This window comes from Devosia insulae DS-56 (genome assembly GCF_000970465.2).
Taxonomy (GTDB): Bacteria; Pseudomonadota; Alphaproteobacteria; order Rhizobiales; family Devosiaceae; genus Devosia_A; species Devosia_A insulae.
The window spans coordinates 1-2,928 of record NZ_LAJE02000316.1 but is presented as its reverse complement, the minus strand read 5'-3'; the positions used below and the strand labels follow the sequence as shown (position 1 = coordinate 2,928).

Genomic DNA, 2,928 nt, shown 5'->3' with positions numbered 1-2,928 from the left:
ACCCCCACCCCCAGCCCCTCCCCTCAAGGGGGAGGGGAGCAGAGCACCCACCTCGCCCTCATCAGCCCACCATGAGACAATCTAAACCTCGAACGGCTGCGCCCAGGCGCGCTTGCCGGCCATGTCGGTGACGACGACGCGGCACCAGCCGCCGGCGAAGCGCGAAAGATCGAGCTCGGCCGAGGTGATGGCCTCGCCATGCACCACCGCCGATTTGGCGCCGGGGCCAGCCAGGACGATGCTGCGCACCGGCGAGGCGATGACGCTCAGCCTGTCGCCGTCGCGCTCGATCGCGATGATCTCAGGGCCGGTGCTGGCGTAGTAATTGCCTACCGTCAGCGCTGCGAGCAGCGCCTCGGGTTCCAGCGTTTCGGACTTCACCTGCACCCAGCCGCCAAAGCTGTCGTTCGAATGGAAATGCGCGTCGTCCGAGGCAAAGCCGGTGAGCTTCCTGCCGCGGGTCATCAGGTCATCGAACAGCGCCACGCCATCCGGCCGGGCCGACAGCATCTCGCAGGTGTGGTTGTAGATCTCGACCGCATGCGCAGCATCGAGCGCCAGCCCATCGGTGAAATCGAGCCCATACCATTGCGGGTGGGCAATACCGACAAAAGCGCCCGCCGCCGCGGCGCGACGCGCCAGGGCCGGCCCGTCTTCACCCTCCGGTGTCGCGGCGAAATCCTGCGGCAGGCCGACGGCGAGGATGTGCCAGAGATCGCCCAGATGCGTCGCCGGTGCATGCAGTTCTGCGCCGATCAGGGTGGTGAAGCCGTCGGTGCGATAGTCGCGGGTGTCGGTCAGCGGGAAGCTGTACTGTTTGAGGAAGTGATCGGAGAGGCAGAGGAAATCATAGCCCGCCTCACGGTAGCGGCGGCAGACCTCAGCCGGCTCGAGCGCACCGTCCGAGCGGTTCGAGTGGGTGTGGAGGTTCCCCTTCCAGAAGCGGCCGGGGGCGGAAAAAGCCGAAAGCATAGTGGTCTCCGAAAACAGATCAGGCAGCGAGAACGAAATGGTTGGCCCCGACCTCGTCGTAGCGGGGTGGCGCCGGGTCGTGGCCGACCGGATAGATCGGCGAAGGCAGCAGGCCGGCCGGAGGCACCGTACGGCGCGGCGTGGTCGGATCGGGGTTGGGCACGGCAGCCAGCAAGGTGCGGGTATAGGGATGGCGCGGATCGCCGAACACCGTATTGCGCGGACCCATCTCGACGATCCGGCCCATATGCATCACCGCGACGCGATGGCTGACCCGCTCCACCACCGCCATGTCATGCGAGATGAACAGATAGCTCAGGCCCAGCTCCTGCTGCAGCTCGATCATCAGGTTGACCACCTGCGCCTGGATCGACACGTCGAGCGCCGACACCGGCTCATCGGCGACGATCAGCTTGGGCGACAGGGTCAGCGCCCGGGCGATGCAGAGCCGCTGGCGCTGGCCGCCGGAGAACTCGTGCGGATAGCGTTCGAGCTGCTCGTCCGAAAGCCCGACGCGCCGGATCAGCCCGACCACCCGGTCGCGCAGCGCCGAGCCCGCTTCGACGCCATGGATCACCAGCGGCTCGGCCACCTGCTCAAAGGCAGTCAGCCGCGGATCGAGCGCCGCGTAAGGGTCCTGGAAGATGATCTGCATATCGCGGCGTTTCTTGCGCAACGCGTCGCCGGAGAGCCGGGTGAGCTCGTCGCCCTCGAGCGTCACGCTGCCCGATTTCGGCTCGACCAGCCGCAGCACCGAGCGGCCGGTGGTCGACTTGCCGCAGCCGGATTCGCCGACCAGCGCCAGCGTCTCGCCGCTGCCGATGCTGAACGATACATCGTCCACCGCATGCACATTGGCGACATGGCGCTGCAGCACGCCTTTCTTCACCGGGAAGCGGGTGACGAGATGCTTCACCTCGAGCAGCGGCAGATGCGTCGGCGGCACGTCGTGCGTCGGCGCCTCGCCGAACCTTGCCGGCCGGCTGGCGCCCTGCATCGAACCCAGCCGCGGCACGGCGGCGAGCAACTGCCTGGTATAGGCTTCGCGCGGGCGAGCGAAGAGTTCGCGCGTCGCCGCTTCTTCGACCTTCCTGCCGTGTCGCATCACCACCACGCGGTCGGCCATTTCGGCGACGACGCCCATGTCGTGGGTGATGAACAGCACCGCCATGTCGCCCTCGGCGGCGAGCGTCCGCACCAGCTCGAGGATCTGCGCCTGGATGGTCACGTCGAGCGCCGTCGTCGGCTCGTCGGCGATCAACAGGCGCGGCGAACAGGCGAGCGCGATGGCGATCACCACGCGCTGCCGCATGCCGCCCGACAGTTCATGCGGATACTGCGTGAAGCGCCGCTCCGGCTCCGGGATGCGCACCCGCTTCAACAGCTCCACCGCCTGCCGCGCCGCCTCGGCGGCATCGGCCTTCTGGTGCAGCCGGATCACTTCGGCGATCTGCTCGCCGACGGTGAATACCGGGTTCAGCGAGGTCATCGGCTCCTGGAACACCATGGCGATCTCGTTGCCGCGGATGGCCCGCAGCACGCCTTCGTCGGCCGTGGCCAGGTCGACGACCCTCGCGTCCTTGCGACGGAAGCGGATAGCGCCTTCGGCGATCCGGCCGCCCGAGAACTTGCCGAGCCCGAGGATCGACATCGCCGTTACCGACTTGCCCGAACCGGATTCGCCCACCACCGCGACGCACTCGCCCGAACGGATCTCGAAGCTCAGCCCGTCGACGGCAACGACCGGACCGTTATCGGTTTCGAACACAACCTTCAGGCTGTCGACATCGAGGATGGCGGTGTTGCTCATCGGGGGCTCCGTTCATTGCAGATGAAGAGCCACAGAGCTCTCCGTGATCCTCCCCCGTGGAACGGGGGAGGGGGACCAGCGAAGCTGGTGGAGGGGGGAGCCAATCCCACAGTCGACTCTTGCCGCCCCCTCCACCACCCTTCGGG

The 2,928-nt window shown here is 67.4% G+C and carries 2 protein-coding genes; both read right to left on the bottom strand.

Annotated features, from left to right (window positions below; translation table 11 throughout):
• Positions 1-81 precede the first annotated feature (81 nt).
• Complete coding sequence (locus VW23_RS21460; RefSeq protein WP_069911540.1) at positions 82-972, bottom strand: PHP domain-containing protein; 891 nt, start codon at positions 970-972, stop codon at positions 82-84.
• 19 nt (positions 973-991) lie between these two features.
• On the bottom strand, positions 992-2,782 hold the full coding sequence (locus VW23_RS21455; protein WP_069911539.1) for an ABC transporter ATP-binding protein: 1,791 nt from the start codon (positions 2,780-2,782) through the stop codon (positions 992-994).
• Positions 2,783-2,928 lie beyond the last annotated feature (146 nt).